Here is a 15,374-nt window from a genome sequence, read left to right on the forward strand (position 1 = left end):
ACTAAGGATGGATGGTTTGAATAGTGCCGTCATCGTTGTATTTCAGCTCCGTATATTTTACTGAACGCTTATTGTCAGCTCCACCCGACAAAGAACTGTCATGATAAAATAAATACCATTTCTCTTTAAACTGAACAATTGAATGGTGTGTTGTCCAGCCTAGCACAGGTGAAAGTATTTTTCCTTGATATACAAAAGGTCCAAGCGGATCTTTACTGATAGCGTATACAATATTGTGGGTAGTACCCGTGGAATAAGAAAGATAATAATACCCGTTGTATTTATGTACCCATGGACCTTCAAAATATCTTCTCTCTTCATCTCCAGCAAGAATCGGATTTCCGCTCGTATCAATGATGGATATTTCTCTAGGTCCACCGTCAAAGCTCAGCATATCCTCGCTCAACTCCGCTACGATAGGTCCAAGAGCTGGTGACGTTTCAGACGGTCCCTCGGCATCCGGAACAAATGAGCCGGTTTGCCATTTTTCAAGTTGACCGCCCCAAAGACCCCCAAAGTATATATACGATTTACCATCATCATCAACGAAAACGGCGGGATCAATGCTATAACTGCCGGGAATGTAGCTTGGTTCAGGTGTAAATGGTCCGGAAGGTGAAGAAGAGGTGGCGACCCCGATTCGGAAAATATCGTCATGGTCTCTAGCTGGGAAAAACAAATAGTAGGTATTGTTTTTGTATGCTGCATCCGGAGCCCACATTTGCTGCTTAGCCCATGGAACATCCTTCACATGAAGCACTTCACCGTGGTCAACACAAGGGGAGCCATCTCCATCAATAGAAAGAACATGGTAATCCTCCATATTATATTGGTCACCGTTGTCATTAGAGATCATTTCGTGATCCAGGTCATGTGAGGGATAAATATATATTTTGCCTTCAAATACATGAGCGGAAGGATCCGCAGTATAAATATGAGTTACGAGAGGTTCATTGGGTTGCACAGGCTTTGTCAAGTCATTTCCTCCTATAAAGTTAATCGCTTACAAAGCTAATGGTATAAGAACTTTAGGACTCTGTATATATAGTAACTATAGTTTATACCCCACAAAGTTTAGATGTTTCTTTCTCGACCGATTTATTTAATTAATTAAGATAATAAAAGGAATTAGGACATAAAAAAGAACCTTTATTCAAAGGTTCTTTTTATTTTACTACTGTCTTTTTCCATGGAATTGTCGATGAAGTTCCCGTACTTGTTCTGCTAGCTCCGGTACAGGGCCATCTAAGACCGCATTATGGATAACTTCCTGAATGGTCAAAGTACGGACGGGTGATGCTGCAATGCCCATTTCGCTTAACCACAGTGATAATTGCTGCGAAGAGCTCGCATAAACAATTCGTCCTAATTGAACCCAACCGTGAGCTGCTGCACACATAGGACAATGCTCTCCCGAAGTATATACAGTTGCCTTATTACGTTCTGCCGGTGTCATATTCTGAGCCGCCCAGCGGGCCAAAGCAAATTCCGGGTGCTGAGTATGATCACCACCGCCTACATGGTTGCGGTCTTCGGCCAAGACTTCTCCGTTTGCTGCAACCAGGATGGAGCCGAAAGGCTCGTCTCCAGCGTCAAGAGCAATTCTGGCAAGTTCAATACAGCGCTGAAGATGTTTGATATCCGTATCGTTGATCATAATGATAGAGCCTCCTTTGTTTAAATTATCGAAAAATAGAGTCAACAAGTAGAACTGACCCTGTTTGTTCGCTGCATTCTTCTATGTTAGCATGTAAAGTATTCGATTAAAAATATGTCATGCAATTTCAAAATAGGGAGGACATCTAGAAATGAAACACCCATTTATATTAAATGCCGTATGGAACGGCGGTCGTAATAGTGATGGAACGATTGAAGCCGGACAGCTCAAGGCACAAATCTCCATTCCGAAGGAAATGGGCGGGCCCGGAGTTGGAACGAATCCAGATGAGATGCTTCTGGGCGCAGCAGCAACCTGCTATCTCATTACACTTGCAGCCATGCTGGAGCGATCTGAGCTTATAACTTCAAATCTGACCTTAACATCAGAGGCGACGGTGGATGTAACGAATAACATTTTTACATATGAAGCGATTAAACATTCACCTATAATCACTCTTTCTAAAGACGCGTCACAGGACGATATCGATAAAGCTATTCGTATTGCCCATAAAGCAGAAGGCTCTTGCATGATCTCCAGAGCTGTAGCAGGAAACGTACAAATCACTACAGAGCCAACAGTACTGACAGCAAGTATGTAAGGGTAGGTTCTAAAGGAGTAGTTATCCCTTAGATAATCAGAGAGGAGACGTTAACTTTGAACGTTGAGTTGTATAAAGATTTGATCAAGGATGAACGTGGAAATTATTACGTAGCGGTACAAAAAGAGGGCAATGAACTCACTTTGGTAAATGCAATGGTTGAGCGCTCTTACCAGGACCTAGTGGAATTTAATGAGGAGTTCAAAAAGAAATATGCGGAATACGAGCGCCAATTCATCGGCAAAGTGATTATGGATAAGCTGCGGCATGATATTGTATTCGCATCCAAAGATGACGGCCATGGACGAATGTATGACCTGGCAGCGGTAGCCGGTAATTATAAGGTTAGTTTTATCGATATGATTGAATTTTACCGAAACCCTCGAGTAGGACGTAGCCATGACAGCGACAGCCATTAAGCTTAGCGTATTGGATCTTGTCCCTGTATTTGATAAGGCAGATGCAAGTTTCGCATTGGGACAAGCGGTGGAGCTGGCTCAGACAGCTGAAAGACTGGGATATACTCGTTATTGGGTTGCGGAACATCATGATATGCCGGGCTTAGCTTGTACCTCCACAGAGGTGTTTTTGTCGCATATTGGAGCGAAAACACAGCATATCCGCATCGGGTCGGGAGCGTTATTGCTGCCACACTATAAACCACTGAAGGTGGTAGAATCTTTTCATTTGCTGGCAAGTTTATATCCGGGACGCATCGACCTTGGGCTAGGCCGGGCTCCTGGAGGTGCAGCTGAAGTAAGCTTAGCGCTGAGCGGAAATTTTCTAGAAAATGTTTGGAAAATGCCGGAGCTGCTTAAGGGAGTCACCGAATTATTGCAAGGGACCTATTCATATGAAGGACGTCAGATAACCGCCCGTCCGACACCACCCGAGTCACCAGAGCTGTGGATGCTGGGCACTAACAAGAAGAGTGCGGCATATGCTGCCGAGTTTGGCGCAGGCTATGTGTTTGGTCAATTCATGAGCGATGTAGCTGGGGAGGAGATTTTGCAAGCTTACCGAGAAGATTTTATTCCTTCTTCAATTGCACCTGTTCCGCGGGCTATCGTAGCTGTTGGTGTCATCTGCGCAGATACTGAGGAAGAAGCAGAGAAGCTCGCCTCTACGGGTATGACATTATTTCAACAAGAAGGCTCAGCTGAAGAGAAATCCAAGCTCTTGGAACGTAAGCTGCTGATAGGCACACCCCAAAGCATTAAAGAAAAGCTGGAACAGTTATCTCATTTATATGGAGTTGATGAATTCATTATCGTTACTATGATTCCAGACTATGAGAAACGGCTGCATTCGTTTGAGTTGCTTGCCCGTGCTTGCTTGAATTCTAACTAGCCCTTTCTCCATGCGTTCATGCTAAAGGAGGTCCATATAGATGCAGTCTCATCCCTCTGACTCCATTAAAATCCCTCCCGGATTTTGGTCTGGATTAGTTCAATTAGGGATAACCGCTCAAGATATAGCTAGTAAAACAAGTCTCTCCCTGAGCCTTATCACGGAGTCAGAAGTCACCACAGCCCAATATTTTGCCATCTGGCAGGCCTATTCCGACCTCGTTGGAGATACCGCTGAGGGAATCATCAAGCTGGCAACCGTCTTTGAAACCACACAATATCCGCCGACTGTCTTAGCCACTTATCATGCGAAAGATTATCGCGACGCTTTAAACCGAATGGTCCGTTACAAACGAATGTGCCCTCCAGAAAGCTTGCATATCACGGAGGAGGGAGAGCTGTGCACAATCGAATTGGATTGGCAACATCCCGAGTATTCCGGTCCACCGCTGCTACTTGGCCTTACACTGGCGTTTTTACTGGAACTGGGACGACGAGGTACAGGCATACCTGTGACAGCACAGTTTGTAGAATTTTCACAACCTATAGGGAATTTAGAGGTTCTTGAAGCTTATTTCGGCTGTCGAATCCAGATCGGCACTGAGACTAACCGCTTAACACTACGACGAAGTGATTTGGACCTGCCCTTTATCTCGTATAACGAAGAGTTGCTAGAGATTCTGACTCCTGTTCTGGATCGGACACTTGCTGAACAGCAGGGCAGTCGCTCAATTACTGAAAGGGTCAAATGGATTATGAAACGCAGCCTTAGCGGAGGGCCACCCGAAATTCAAACTGTTGCTAAAGAGCTAAGAATGAGTGCTCGTACCTTACAGCGGAGGCTTACTGAAGAAAATACGAGCTTCAAGCATTTGCTGACACAAGCTAGACATGAGCAGGCGCGAGCGTATTTAGTAGATCCTTCTCTCGATATTAAAGAGGTGGCTTTCTTGATCGGATATGAAGATCAGAACTCGTTCTACCGTGCCTTCCGACTTTGGGAAGGAGATACTCCTTCGAATTGGCGTGTTAAACAAGAAGTTTGGCGCAAGACACTAGTTACTGAATAATCCAGGTAAGATAGTATAAATACTAGCCGGTGCACAGAAAAGTTCTTGAGAAACTACTAATTAACTCGCCATGATAAAAGGAGAAATGAAGTATGGATATGGGATTAAACAATAAGACAGCTTTAATTACAGGATCTACAAAAGGTATTGGTAAAGCTATCGCCTTTGAACTTGCCAACGAAGGTGTTAATGTACTAATAAATGGACGGAACTATGAGAAGGTAGAACAAACTGTAAATGAAATTAAAGCAAAATTTCCAGAAACTTCACCACGGAATGCTGCAGCTGATATTGTAGATATGGAGCAAAGAGAAGCTTTATTTGAAAAATACCCCCATATCGATATTTTAGTTAATAATATGGGGATTTATGAACTGATGAGCTATGACGACGTTGACGATGAAATATTTGAAAAATACATCCGTACGAATGTTCTTGCTGCAAATGGTTTAACAAAATTTTATTTACCTAAAATGTTAGAAAACAATTTTGGTCGCGTGATCTTTATCGCTAGTGAAGAAGCAATAATGCCGTCAGCTCAAATGCCACAATATGCAATGACCAAATCAATGCTATTATCATTGGCAAAAAGCTTATCTAAATTAACAATTGGAACAGAAGTAACCGTCAATACTATCATGCCAGGACCAACACTCTCGGAAAATGTGCAGCAAATCATCGATGGAATGTACCCAGATGAAGCGTTGACTTTTTCAGAAAAAGAGAAAAAATTTATGACTACAAACCTACCGCAATCTGAAATACAGCGATTTATTAGACCTTATGAAATAGGCAGACTAGCAGCATTTGTGTGCAGTCCTTATGCCTCTGCATTTAAAGGTTCTCCGATCCGTATGGATGGGGGCATGGTACCAACCATTTTCTAAATGTAGTATTGATACACAAAAAGCCACTCCTTATGGAATGGCTTTTTTAATTGATATATTATTCGTTGTCCTTCGGTATAACAAAGGATACCAAAGTGCCTTCTCCTTGTTTACTTTGAATCAAAAGACCTTGACCATACAATTGCATCAGTCTTCGATGAGTATTAGCTAGTCCAATGCCGCCTTTTTCTTTCATGGTCGGTTCCAGCAACAAAGCAAGTGCTTTTGGGTCCATACCTAATCCATTATCCTCCACTTCGATCTTTACAGCCTTGTTCAGACGAGTGATACGGATATAAACGGTACCACCTTGTTGACGCTTGAGCAGACCATGCTTGATAGCATTTTCTACCAAGGGTTGAATGGATAGAGGGGGTAACAGGATATTAATGTCTGGTTCTACCTGCCAAACAACGGATATTCGTTCTGCAAATCGTGTCTGTTCAATATACAAATAAGATTCTACCAGCTCTAGCTCATGGGAGAGGTTCACTAGTTCTCCAATATTTAAAAAGTCAAAGCTAATACGCAAAAAGGATGTAAATGCAGTAATGAGCTCTTGCATCTTTTTAGTATCCAGATCACTGAGCGCCGAAATAGAGTTCAACGTGTTGAACAAAAAATGGGGTTGGATCTGTGCCTGTAGATAAGCTGCCTCAATACGCACCCGTTCATTAAAGGATATCTTCATCGCAGTTAAGGCCCGAATTCGATATTTGAGTTCTACTGCATCCACAGGCTTGGTAACATAATCATTGGCGCCTGAGTAGAATCCAGTGTAAATATCCTCAGGTTGACTGCGAGCAGTCAGTAATAGCACTGGGAGCTCATATAACGAATAACGTGCGCGAATCTTTTGCGTTAATTCATATCCCGACATCTGCGGCATCATTACATCACTAATAAGCAAGTCCCAGCTTTTTTTATCTAACCAATCCATTGCCTCTTGAGCTGAGTTCACTGTGGTAATCAGATAAGGCTCGTTTTCGAGAATGCCCTTAAGCACATTTAGATTAACAGGATCATCATCTACCACCAAAAGATTTAACTTCGCGTCTGTAAAGAGCGGTGGGATTTTTTCAGAGTGATGATTGTGTTGTTCGGAAATCCCCCATTCAGCCATCTGCTTATAAATCTCATCTGGCGTATACGTTGCATTAGGTGCAGCCTCTCTATGTGTCTGGTGGCTATATGAATCAGCAAGGGGTAGAGCAAAGCTGAAGATCGATCCTTTACCAGGTTTAGATTGTATGCTCAAATTACCCCCATGCAGTTCAACCAACTGCCGACTGATGCTTAAACCCAGCCCAATCCCGCGTCCGTCATTTATACCGTGAGGACCTTGCTCATAAGGTAGGAATACCCGTTCCATGGTGTCTTTGGTCATGCCTACCCCAGTATCAGTCACATAGATAAAGACATGACCGTCTTTTTCCTCAGCAGAAACAGAAACAAGTCCTTGCTCGGTGTATTTTAGCGCGTTGTGCACCAGATTTAATAATACTTGTACTAGTCGTTTCTCATCCGCAAGAATAGGTGGCATAGATTCTGGTATATTCATGGATAACTGTACCGGTTTGCCTTCAATCATATATTGCAGCATGTTAATGACTCCGGGAACTACCGATTGAACTGAAACAGGCTCCTTTTGCAAAATAACGCGATGCTCCTGAAGACGTACCACATCCAGTAAATCCCCAAGCATATGGGACATACGGCGGCTGATAGTAATCAGTAACTCCATATCCTGCCGACTACTCTCGTAGAGTCTATCCTTTTCCTTCGTTATTATATTTTGCGCGATATTCATAATTCCATGAACTGGTGTTCGCAGCTCGTGAGAAGTATTGGCGAGAAACTGATCCTTGAGTTTGTCCGCTTTTTTCAGCTGCTCATTTAGCTTCATGTTCTCTTTGGCATTCTGAAAATACTTTTTAAACCAATAAGCTGAGAAGCCCACAATGGAGGCGATAATATCCACAGGATAGTAGACAATTGAATAGTGGCCGTTACTATCCCACAAATTCCATAACAAATTAGAGATGATGGCCGCTCCTGATATCAGTAGAAAAACAACATCTTTATCATCTTGCCTTTTGAACAATAAGCGGCCCAAGCTATAGATCAACCAGATGAAGGGAATATACTGAAACACTTGAATGATTCCCCAATGAATCGATGTACTGACCAGATAAGCAGGTACGATGAATATGAATAAGGTATAGAGGAAAAGACACCATGTGTAAGCGCGTAACCATTTGTTGACTTCGGCAACGGAGGTGAATTTCCTGAATACAAGCAGAATAAAAAGGTTTTGCCATAAGAAAGCGATTAAACGGATTTTTAATGACCAAGTGTAATTTATCGGCAGTAAAGCAAGAACTAAGTTATCATTTCGGGCTAACAGGATTACGGCTACAGATAATGTCATTAACCCTACAAGAAACAGGGCACGTTCTTTAGGATTAAATAAATACAGAATACAAGCATAGAGTCCATGCAGTAGCAGGATGATTGCGGTAAGCATTTGAAATCCAACGGTATAAAAATTTGTCCGGTCAACCACTTTTTGAGAGCCAAAGAAAATAGGTCCACTAATACCGCCTTTAAAGGGATGATCAAAGTTTACTACGTGAATAATGACTTCAATTTCAGTCGTATTCTTTGAAAAATAAGCTGCTGTATATGAGGTGGTTTTTGGTACATATGTATTGGCATCGAGAGTGATTGTTCCGTTATTATGAATAGGAGTACCATTAATTTCCACGCTGGAGGCGGAATAAATTTGTTTGATCCACAATGAGACAGGCTGCTGAAGCGGTTCTACCAAAATGCGCAGACGGTAACTGCCAAAACCATAGGAAGATTTCTGATCAGTTCCCATGGCGTGGTTCCAATTTCCGGGAACTTGAAGCGAATGGGTTAGCTTTGGTATAGTCGAAGTTTTGGACGACACGAATTGCGAAGGATAGAAGCTCCATTCACCATCTAGCCTGATTAAGTTAGCCTTCTCCAGATCCTGACCACGTAAATCCAGTACGCCGTTGTTAATCATAGGTACATTGTTGGAAACCTTAAATATGCTGAACCAAATGCAGCGTAAGCCAAAGAGAACGCTGATAAAAAGTAGAATGATAGCTAATTTATTTAGGATCGTATTATTTTTCATGAGAACATTATAGCAAATGCAGTATTCGAAAACTGGATTTTATTGAAATGAAAATATATGTTCCGGTATGATTGAAATAGAATGATCACAATAGGTCTTCTACTATCTAGATTCGTTTGGGAATACAACAGAGAGGTGAGTAAGATGACGGAACAAAGGAATGCACCAAAGGTAATCATTGAACTTTGGGATGAAGGAGATCTAGATTTGCTTCGCCAATTAAATTCGCCAGAGATGACCGTGCACTTTGGAGGTCCAGAAACTGAGGAGAAAATCCTATCTCGCCATAAGCGCTACTATGAAATCGCTCAAAAAGGAACAGGACGAATGTTTAAGATTCTCCTGCTTCCGAATCTTGAAGTCGTTGGCAGTGTGGGCTATTGGGATCAGACTTGGCACGGAGAATCTATTTATGAGGTAGGCTGGAGTGTTTTACCAGCATTCCAAAGCAAAGGGATAGCGACAGAAGCAACAGCGAAAGCCATAGATTCCATCCATTCTGAAATGAAACATAGATTCATTCATGCTTTTCCTAAAATCAACAATCCTGCTTCTAATGCCATTTGTCGTAAGCTCGGCTTCTCGTTTATCGGTGAATGTGATTTTGAATACCCCGTTGGCAATACCATACGATGTAATGACTGGAGGTTAACGGTCGGGGAGAATGAATAATAAATGGCTTATCCTTAACTAAGAGGATAATATTTAGGAGAATCATGAAATAGGAGGAAGATGGTGATGTTTTTTTGAAAGATAAGAAGGTCATTGTTACAGGTGCAGCATCTGGAATCGGAAAAGAGGTTGTAAAGCAGTGTTTAAATAAGGGAGCTGAAGTTATAGCGTGTGATATAGCTGAAGAGTCCCTCTTCAATTTGAAGCAATCTATGTCTGAGCCCCACAACAAGAGGCTATTTACATACAGGGTGGATGTTAGCAGTTATGAGCAAGTCTCCCGTTTTTTTGAATATCTTGAGCATGAGCATACAGATGTAAACACATTGGTTAATAATGCAGGCATTTATCTGGCAAAGAATATCATGGATTACGACACTGAGGAGATAGATCGAGTACTTAATATTAATATCAAAGGATGTGTCTACTTCTCACAGCTTTTTGGTAAAAAGTTATACAAAAATAAGCATTACGGGGCCATTGTTAACATATCTTCAGTTTGGGGCATGAAGGGAGCTCTGACGCCATTTATGGTTTATCGAAAGCAGCTATCCTAGGTCTTACCAAAAGCTGTGCAATGAACTTCTCACCCTATATTAGAGTGAACGCAGTTGCTCCGACGATGGTTAGTACACCGATGATGGAAAGTATACCAGAGTGGAGGAAGAAAGAGTATCTAAGCCACCAGCTCATTCAAACCCCTGTACTGCCAGAAGACGTTGCTGATACTGTTATCTTTTTGCTGTCTGATCAATCTAAACATTACACAGGTGCGACGTTTGATATTAACAATGGTGGATATCTGAGGTAAACCACACGTAAGAGTTATTATAGGCACCCATATTTATTTTGTCGCATTATTTTATAAAAAAAGACCGCAGAGTTGAAACCAACAAATCTGCGCTTTTTTTTGTGCGGATTACCTACATTGGAAGCTGCAAAATAAATAAAAAATCTTCTTGTTTAACTAACGGGCAGTTTTGCATAAATACATATTGGAGTCAATGATCGAACATAATTCACATGTTTATATTGACATAATATTCCTGTTATTTTATATTGTATCTAATTATATTGCATTCAAATGCGACGAAGAGGACAAGTAGATTCGGAAATGTCGATCAGGGAACTGCCGGTTGGTGCGAGGCAGCCGACAACCGAATTGAACAATCGCCTCAGAGCTGGCCCCCGAAATAACAGTAGACGGGCCCGGGATTCTGCCGTTACAAGGAAGCATCGTTGTTGGACGATGACAGAGAGGGTGTATTCATGAATACGCCAATCAGGGTGGTAACGCGGAATCAACTCCGTCCCTTAGGGGACGGAGTTTTTTGCGTTCTAATAAATAACTTTAAGGAGGAATAACTATGTTCCAAAAAATCAATGCATCCGATCGAATTCTGAGCCAGGATATGTTTATTGCTGATGAGGTTCAATACAACCTGGTTCATCGCATTTGCGAGACAAAAAATTCTACCTGCATAAAAGATTCTGATGAGTCAATGATTTATGCCCAGTCCGTTGGACACAATGCGTGGCTTTGGATTTCTAAAGAGACTGCTGTGGATAAGAAAAACTCCCTCTTCCACAAGCTTATAGAATACCTTGAAGGGACTACATTGCCAGGAGTAACTGGGGAACCAAAGGTAACAGAACGTTTTGCGCAGCTGTATTCTAAGGCAAATAAACTGCAATATGAGCCCAACATGACTATGGAATCTTATTTTTGTATAGAACCAAAGAAACCAATGAATGTAAGGGGAACAATGCATCAAGCCACTAGAAAAGATTTGGAGATCGTGGCAGCATTTTTGGCTGGATTCTCAGAAGGGGCTTACGGGATCACGGTGGATGCGGAAAGTAAAATTTCGGAAGCTAACGCAATCATTGATACGGGTGATTTGTATCTCTGGTTTGTTGATCAAAACCCTGTATCCATGGCAAACATCGCACATCGTTCCTCAAGATACTCCAGAATCAATGCGGTATACACGCCATCTTCTTGCCGAAAGAAAGGGTATGCGAGTGCACTGGTAGCAGAGTTATGTTCGCTTCTTTTATCAGAGGGCTTAATACCTATGCTATATGCTGATTTTAAGAATCCCAATTCAAATAAGGTCTACCGAACGATTGGTTTTGTGGAAAGCGGGAAGCTTGTTGACATCAAATTCAATAGTATTTCACATATTTCATAAGCTCAGCAATCCCCAAAAACTGCTTCATTAATTGACTATTCAATTTTTGCAAGGCAAGCTCGAAGGACATTTCAACTTTTTTGTAGTTTTGTGCCTCTATTTCATTCAGCAGCTGTTTCATATTCTCGATAAAATACACGGTCTTCCTTAAACTGCTGATCAATATAATCTTTCTTAATTCCGTTAAAGTATAGACTCTATAGCCGTTATCTTTGTTTCTGTTCGAAGTAATTAGTCCTTCTTGTTCCCAATGGCGAATGGCTGAAGGCTTAACGCCTGCCATTTGTGCAACTTCACCAATAGTCATTGCATTTGTTACCTCTAAACCTTTGTATTTTGATAAATCTGCATTCCGGACCATGCGTAATACTTCCTCTAACCTAAGTTTTTCCGCTTGCGTATTATGCTGCTCCTGATTGATTGTCCAAAGTGCATATTCAATTTGCCGAGCTTTAATCTTTCTCATCACATCGTACACAACTGGAATCTCATATCCTTGCAAAAGTGCCCGAATTGTACTAAAAGCTTGGTCATGGATGGCAGTGTAGCATCTGCGATTGCTAGCGGTTCTGGATACGTCGGGAACTAAGCCTTGATCTTCGTATCTTCTTAACGTTGTAGTACTTACATTTAATTTCTTAGCTATCATTGTTGGTGTATAAATATCTTTCATAATGTCCATCGCTCCAAACATTAAAGTTAAACCTTCAAGTGCTACAACAACATTAAATCTAATTTAACAAGATATATCAAGGTATAGGATGGTATAAACCGAAAGATTGCATGAATGTTATATGATAAATGTATAAGACAGTAGGGAGAGGATTATTTGAAAAAAATCATACAATTAACTAACCACTCAGCCATAGAAGTAGGATTAACCGGAGTCTCAGGTCGTCCAACGATCATGTTGCCCATTGCTAAAAAATCTGTGTACAATCAGGAGGCGGAGAATCTAAGGCTATGGGGAGTAGACCCTGAATTAGGTAAGCATTTTGTGGAAGGTCTCGCGGATACGTTTCAAGTGCTTTACTTTGATTATGAAGGTCATCTTTTTCAACATCCAGTTGAGAACCTAACTGTAGATCATATTGTGAAGGATTTCCTCCTCATTGCTGATGAGATGAATATTACTAGCTTTAGTTACTACGGTTATTCCTGGCTAGCGTTAATTGGACTACAATTGGCTATAAGAACAAATCGTCTAGAAAGCTTGATAATGGGAGGTTTTCCGCCTTATGATGGGCCCTATCAAGAGATGATGATTGTCACCCACAAAACACATACCCAAGCCTTGAATAATCAAAGTGAGGCAGCTAAAAGTCCTGTTGAAACAGAGAATCCAGATGAGATAGACTGGGACAACATAAAGGTATCAATAGATACCCGTGTAACAGCTCAATTTGTTGCCTTATACGAGAGCCTCACTACTTTTGATGATCGCAGTATTCACCATTTGCTTAGTCTCCCAAAACTAGCTTTTGCAGGAGAAAATGATACCATCGTATATGGTGAGGATTTTGGGAATGTTACCGTTGATATTGCTGGGATATTAAAAAAGAATAGAACAAAGTTGACTGATTTAGGCTGGGATGTTGAAATCCTGACGGGAACCCAAATGGATCATACAAAAGCTATGCAACCAGCCGTTGTTTTACCATTGATTAAGTCCTGGTTTATACAACAATTATGAATAAAGACAAAACTGTATTCAAGAAGAGTGCAAAACGATTCATCTATAATTTCTGTGCTCAATATATTAGCCGGTGTTGCCTACTAAGGGGGACATCGGCTTTTTATATGCACATTGTCTGTTGAAGATGACTCAGTAATCAAAAGGATAAGATCACACGTCATATTATTAGCTTTCAATGTCGAAGCTTATGAAGATATAAAATGATTTCCCGCACTAGTACATAAAAAAACTTTTTTGCAACCAAAACCCTTCTTTTCTTACTTTATAAGTGAGGCCTTAATCAAACTGAACGGAAGTGATGGAGTGGACGATAGTGAAATCATACAGCTGTACTTTGCCCGCAATGAAACAGCAATAGAAGAAACATCCAAAAAATATAGAAATTATTGTACCAAGATTGCTCATAACATTCTGTCTAATTTTGAAGATTCGGAAGAATGCGTGAACGATACCTTTCTAGGAGCGTGGGAAACGATACCGCCGAAGACTCCTGCTAAGCTCTCATCTTTTCTGGGGAGGATCACACGAAATATCGCGTTAAATAAACACGATTATTACATGGCCAAAAAACGGAATAAAAAATTCGATACGATTCTTGATGAATTAAATGATTGTTTATCCTCGCCAGACAATGTCGAAAGTCAATATGAGGAAGAACAAATCGCTGAATCCATAAGCAATTTTCTGCTTAAGATTAACGAAGATCATCGGAACATTTTTCTGAGACGTTACTGGTATTCCGATTCTTTGGCTGATATCGCAACACGATTCTCAATAAGTGAAAGTAAAACGAAATCGGTTCTTTTTAGAACAAGAAAAAAACTCCAATTATACCTTATGAAAGAGGGCTATATCCTATGAATAATAAAGATCTATTTAAGACTATTGGTTATGTAGACGGCAATCTGGTGGAAAAGGCCAACACTGCGAGGAGCACTAATAAGAGAACCTATGCGAAGTGGGGAACCATGGCTGCTTGCGCTGCACTTGTGTTAGGAGTGGCCATTTACTCTTCACCTTTGAAGCAATCTTTAACGAATTCACCACAAATCTCGCAGCAAACGCCAGTCTCAGCTCCTACCGGAGTTCGGAAAATTTTAAATTACAACGGATTTCGTTATGCGTTCGTAAGTGATGGTGCTCAGTTTAAGTTCACAGGAATGAAACCTGAAAAATCACTTGGAACCATAGATTTTGATCTTAACCAAGAGATGGGGAAGAACGACGGAGGAGAAGTTGTAGAAAAGGATTTTTCGTCTACGTTCGCTGTTGGAGGACAGTTATATGAAATTCCGACGTACCCATCCCAATTCCGCATTGCTGTTAAAGTTGAGGAGCATTATTATTTGGCAGAAATCGTGGCGAAGACTAACAATTCTACGATGACTGCTAAGGAATATCTGGACATGTCTAATCTAAAAGAGCATGCAATAGATATCCATGTTCTTAATCATGTGGGAAATGACGTGTTAAAGAAAATGACAGATCATGCTTCTGTGGAGTCTATCATTGAGGGGCTGTACAGCGCAAAAACAGCTGAATTAAGTAATAAGGAATACGAGGCTATTGCAGAGGCGCAATCCCAAGGGAAATCGTATCAGTTAAAGTTCAACCTCAAGGATGGAACCTATATGGGCATGTATATTATTCCCGAATTAAAAATCGTATCTATGGGAGATGCTTATTATCATTTGCCTGACAACTTCTTTGAACAATCCGGAGATCTTTTTTCAGGGCTAAAACAAGAAGTGTTGCCGCTTTACTGAGTAAAGGAATTCGGAGCTAGATAATTACCGGAACACAATTAACCTGGAATAAGAACGAGTAATAGGAGGGCGTTTAGTCCTCCTTTTTCGAATGCTATCGTAAATTAGAAATTGAAATCAAAATACATCAGATAGAACGTCTTCGAAAATCAAATATTCACTCCATATTTCGTTAAAAAATTAGATAATAAAATTTAAGATCATTGACACGACACCATTTGGTGTCCTATAATCAATATGACACTAAATGGTGTCCGATTGGGTACTGATGAAGTATAATCGGTTACACTACAGGTAATATTACGGAAAAGG

General features: G+C 40.9%; 14 protein-coding genes, 1 pseudogene and 1 other annotated feature. Of the genes and pseudogenes, 11 read left to right on the top strand and 4 right to left on the bottom strand.

From position 1 onward, the window contains the following. Nucleotide 1 precedes the first annotated feature (1 nt). Together QNH28_RS14645 and QNH28_RS14650 are read right to left on the bottom strand one after the other, a co-directional pair. Nucleotides 2-976, bottom strand: coding sequence for a glycoside hydrolase family 43 protein (locus QNH28_RS14645; protein WP_283907335.1), 975 nt, complete (start codon nucleotides 974-976; stop codon nucleotides 2-4). 198 nt (nucleotides 977-1,174) lie between these two features. Further along, entirely contained in the window at nucleotides 1,175-1,657 is a 483-nt protein-coding gene (locus QNH28_RS14650) for a nucleoside deaminase (protein ID WP_283907336.1), read from the bottom strand. A gap of 151 nt (nucleotides 1,658-1,808) precedes the next feature. On the opposite strand from QNH28_RS14650, the gene QNH28_RS14655 reads away from it, so the two are divergent. The 5 genes from QNH28_RS14655 (at nucleotide 1,809) to QNH28_RS14675 (ending at nucleotide 5,564) form a co-directional block, all read left to right on the top strand. Then, on the top strand, nucleotides 1,809-2,258 hold the full coding sequence (locus QNH28_RS14655; RefSeq protein WP_283907337.1) for an OsmC family protein: 450 nt from the start codon (nucleotides 1,809-1,811) through the stop codon (nucleotides 2,256-2,258). Nucleotides 2,259-2,314: 56 nt separating this feature from the next. After that, nucleotides 2,315-2,677: a hypothetical protein gene (locus QNH28_RS14660; protein ID WP_283907338.1), complete on the top strand. Its 363-nt coding sequence runs from the start codon at nucleotides 2,315-2,317 to the stop codon at nucleotides 2,675-2,677. Beyond that, nucleotides 2,658-3,608, top strand: a complete 951-nt coding sequence (locus QNH28_RS14665) for an LLM class flavin-dependent oxidoreductase (RefSeq protein WP_283907339.1) — start codon at nucleotides 2,658-2,660, stop codon at nucleotides 3,606-3,608. The genes QNH28_RS14660 and QNH28_RS14665 overlap by 20 nt, the downstream gene beginning before the upstream one ends. Before the next feature lie 40 nt (nucleotides 3,609-3,648). Next, a complete protein-coding gene (locus QNH28_RS14670; protein WP_283907340.1) occupies nucleotides 3,649-4,677 on the top strand; it encodes an AraC family transcriptional regulator in 1,029 nt (342 codons plus the stop codon). 92 nt (nucleotides 4,678-4,769) lie between these two features. Continuing rightward, nucleotides 4,770-5,564: an SDR family NAD(P)-dependent oxidoreductase gene (locus QNH28_RS14675; protein ID WP_283907341.1), complete on the top strand. Its 795-nt coding sequence runs from the start codon at nucleotides 4,770-4,772 to the stop codon at nucleotides 5,562-5,564. Nucleotides 5,565-5,622: 58 nt separating this feature from the next. On the opposite strand, the gene QNH28_RS14680 is transcribed toward QNH28_RS14675, so the two are convergent. Beyond that, nucleotides 5,623-8,619, bottom strand: coding sequence for a hybrid sensor histidine kinase/response regulator (locus QNH28_RS14680; RefSeq protein ID WP_283907342.1), 2,997 nt, complete (start codon nucleotides 8,617-8,619; stop codon nucleotides 5,623-5,625). 258 nt (nucleotides 8,620-8,877) lie between these two features. On the opposite strand from QNH28_RS14680, the gene QNH28_RS14685 reads away from it, so the two are divergent. The 3 genes and pseudogenes from QNH28_RS14685 (at nucleotide 8,878) to QNH28_RS14695 (ending at nucleotide 11,600) form a co-directional block, all read left to right on the top strand. Next, nucleotides 8,878-9,405, top strand: coding sequence for a GNAT family N-acetyltransferase (locus tag QNH28_RS14685; protein WP_283907343.1), 528 nt, complete (start codon nucleotides 8,878-8,880; stop codon nucleotides 9,403-9,405). 74 nt (nucleotides 9,406-9,479) lie between these two features. Continuing rightward, nucleotides 9,480-10,216: pseudogene (locus QNH28_RS14690) on the top strand (SDR family NAD(P)-dependent oxidoreductase). Between the two features lie 269 nt (nucleotides 10,217-10,485). Further along, nucleotides 10,486-10,723, top strand: a binding site (T-box leader). 49 nt (nucleotides 10,724-10,772) lie between these two features. Beyond that, nucleotides 10,773-11,600: a GNAT family N-acetyltransferase gene (locus tag QNH28_RS14695; RefSeq protein WP_283907344.1), complete on the top strand. Its 828-nt coding sequence runs from the start codon at nucleotides 10,773-10,775 to the stop codon at nucleotides 11,598-11,600. Here QNH28_RS14695 and QNH28_RS14700 read toward each other — a convergent pair. Continuing rightward, nucleotides 11,575-12,273 (bottom strand): MerR family DNA-binding transcriptional regulator, encoded by a 699-nt coding sequence (locus QNH28_RS14700; RefSeq protein ID WP_283907345.1) that lies wholly within the window; start codon nucleotides 12,271-12,273, stop codon nucleotides 11,575-11,577. The two genes, QNH28_RS14695 and QNH28_RS14700, sit on opposite strands and share 26 nt — an antisense overlap. A 156-nt stretch (nucleotides 12,274-12,429) precedes the next feature. On the opposite strand from QNH28_RS14700, the gene QNH28_RS14705 reads away from it, so the two are divergent. The 3 genes from QNH28_RS14705 (at nucleotide 12,430) to QNH28_RS14715 (ending at nucleotide 15,062) form a co-directional block, all read left to right on the top strand. Next, on the top strand, nucleotides 12,430-13,293 hold the full coding sequence (locus tag QNH28_RS14705; protein WP_283907346.1) for an alpha/beta fold hydrolase: 864 nt from the start codon (nucleotides 12,430-12,432) through the stop codon (nucleotides 13,291-13,293). A 306-nt stretch (nucleotides 13,294-13,599) separates the two neighbouring features. Continuing rightward, entirely contained in the window at nucleotides 13,600-14,157 is a 558-nt protein-coding gene (locus QNH28_RS14710; RefSeq protein WP_283907347.1) for an RNA polymerase sigma factor, read from the top strand. Beyond that, nucleotides 14,154-15,062, top strand: a complete 909-nt coding sequence (locus QNH28_RS14715; protein WP_283907348.1) for a hypothetical protein — start codon at nucleotides 14,154-14,156, stop codon at nucleotides 15,060-15,062. The genes QNH28_RS14710 and QNH28_RS14715 overlap by 4 nt, the downstream gene beginning before the upstream one ends. Nucleotides 15,063-15,374 lie beyond the last annotated feature (312 nt).

Source organism: Paenibacillus sp. G2S3, assembly GCF_030123105.1.
GTDB lineage: Bacteria > Bacillota > Bacilli > Paenibacillales > Paenibacillaceae > Paenibacillus_AQ.

Excerpts from the sequence above, each read along its gene's own strand:
- QNH28_RS14650 (WP_283907336.1), bottom strand. The coding sequence starts at position 1,657 with ATGATCAACGATACGGATATCAAACATCTTCAGCGCTGTATTGAACTT.
- QNH28_RS14655 (WP_283907337.1), top strand. The coding sequence starts at position 1,809 with ATGAAACACCCATTTATATTAAATGCCGTATGGAACGGCGGTCGTAAT.
- QNH28_RS14665 (WP_283907339.1), top strand. The coding sequence starts at position 2,658 with ATGACAGCGACAGCCATTAAGCTTAGCGTATTGGATCTTGTCCCTGTA.
- QNH28_RS14670 (WP_283907340.1), top strand. The coding sequence starts at position 3,649 with ATGCAGTCTCATCCCTCTGACTCCATTAAAATCCCTCCCGGATTTTGG.
- QNH28_RS14675 (WP_283907341.1), top strand. The coding sequence starts at position 4,770 with ATGGATATGGGATTAAACAATAAGACAGCTTTAATTACAGGATCTACA.
- QNH28_RS14680 (WP_283907342.1), bottom strand. The coding sequence starts at position 8,619 with ATGATTAACAACGGCGTACTGGATTTACGTGGTCAGGATCTGGAGAAG.
- QNH28_RS14685 (WP_283907343.1), top strand. The coding sequence starts at position 8,878 with ATGACGGAACAAAGGAATGCACCAAAGGTAATCATTGAACTTTGGGAT.
- QNH28_RS14695 (WP_283907344.1), top strand. The coding sequence starts at position 10,773 with ATGTTCCAAAAAATCAATGCATCCGATCGAATTCTGAGCCAGGATATG.
- QNH28_RS14700 (WP_283907345.1), bottom strand. The coding sequence starts at position 12,273 with ATGAAAGATATTTATACACCAACAATGATAGCTAAGAAATTAAATGTA.
- QNH28_RS14715 (WP_283907348.1), top strand. The coding sequence starts at position 14,154 with ATGAATAATAAAGATCTATTTAAGACTATTGGTTATGTAGACGGCAAT.